Origin of the sequence: Curtobacterium sp. MCBA15_016, assembly GCF_001865105.1 — a bacterium.
GTDB lineage: Bacteria > Actinomycetota > Actinomycetes > Actinomycetales > Microbacteriaceae > Curtobacterium.
Genome location: NZ_MJGR01000031.1, coordinates 18942 through 20426, shown reverse-complemented (window position 1 = coordinate 20426; position 1485 = coordinate 18942). Strand labels below are relative to the sequence as shown.

Below are 1485 nucleotides of genomic sequence, written 5' to 3'. Positions count from 1 at the left end.
GCTCGGGCTGGTCGCCGTCGTCTCGATCATCGAGGTCGTCGTCATCGGCCACGCCGGAGCTGAGTCCGTCTGGAAGGGGTAGGACGCTCACCAGCCGAGATGGGCGTCGCGGCGCGAGCCGCCGTGGTCGTGCGCTCGCTCGCGCTCCGCTGCTGCTGCCAGCACGACGGCGGGTGCGGACCGAGGCACCACGCAGAGCGGAACGGACGAGCGGTGCATGAGCGACTCGCCGACCGACCCGCCGAGGAACGCGCCGACCGCCGAACGGTGACGCCGGCCGACGACCACGACGGAGGCCGTCGCAGCCGCGCGCGCGAGCGTCTCGGACGGTCTCCCCTGTCGGAGCTCGCCCCGCATCCGGAGATCGGGGTGCGACCGGCTCACGGTCCGGATGGCCGCGTCGAGCTCGAGCTGCCCCTCGTGCTCCCACCGCGGCCGGTCGCGCTCGAGGTACACGGCGCCGAACGGGGAGACGCTCGTCGGCGGCTCCCACGCCCGCACGAGGACGAGTCCGTCCCTGCACCCCGCCGCGAGCTGGGCGGCGACCGCCAAGGCCGTCCCCGCGGTGCGACCGTCGACCCCCACCACGACCGCGTCTTCGTCGCATCCGACCCGCCATCGCTCGGGGACCACGACGACGGGGACGGCGACGCGCGCGACGATCCGCTCGGCGACCCGACCGGTGAGTGCCGCCCACACACGCTCCGAACGGCGTCCGCCGATGACGAGCACGTCCCCGTCCGTCGCGTCGACGAGCAGTCTGGACACGGTCGGGCCGTCGACGACCTCACGGACGACGCGCAGGCGCGGGTGGCGATCCCGCAGCCGGTGCTCGGCGATCGTGAGCCGCCCGGTCGACCGTTCCCGGGACTCACCGGCCCGCTCGTGCACGGTGAGGAGCCGGACGACGTCGTCGTCACGGACGGCGAGGTCGAGCCAGTCCAGACCGTTCCAAGACGCATCGGAATCGTCCACCGCGACGATCCATCGAGTCGGTTGTGGCATGAGCGGTCCTCTCGTCGGCAACGGTCACGACGATGCGCTGTGCGATCGCCAGCCGCCAGGCCGTTGGTCCCCCGAGGCTCCGAGGTCGGCTCGCCCGCACGATGCCAGAGGACCTTCGTCCCTGCCCCGGCCCCACCGGGGCACCGTAGCGTCGCGTCGACCGAAGCGGTGCGAGCCGCTGGCGACGCACCGTGCAGCCGCCAGGGAAGGAAGCGATCATGACCGCGTACACCGTCGCCATCGACGACTCCGTCGCCGGCTGGAAGACCGTGGACTGGGCGGTCGACGCCGTCGACCCCGCGGTCGACGACGTGCGACTGCTGACCGTCAGCGAGTTCTTCGGCGAGGCGCTGACGCGGTCGGAACACCGGCTCGACGCCGCCGAACAGCGCCTGCGCACAGTGCACCCGGGACTCTCGGTCACACACGACGTCACGGGCGGCCCGACCGCCGACCGGCTGGTGGCGGACGCCGCGCTCG

2 protein-coding genes are annotated in these 1485 nt (G+C 73.3%); one reads left to right on the top strand and one right to left on the bottom strand.

The features are described from left to right. Positions 1-87: 87 nt before the first annotated feature. A complete protein-coding gene (locus BIV03_RS12965; protein ID WP_071296000.1) occupies positions 88-975 on the bottom strand; it encodes a universal stress protein in 888 nt (295 codons plus the stop codon). A 248-nt stretch (positions 976-1223) separates the two neighbouring features. Between BIV03_RS12965 and BIV03_RS19705 the strand changes: the two genes are divergently transcribed. After that, the coding region (locus BIV03_RS19705) for a hypothetical protein (RefSeq protein ID WP_217637389.1) at positions 1224-1485 on the top strand (262 nt) is incomplete at its 3' end.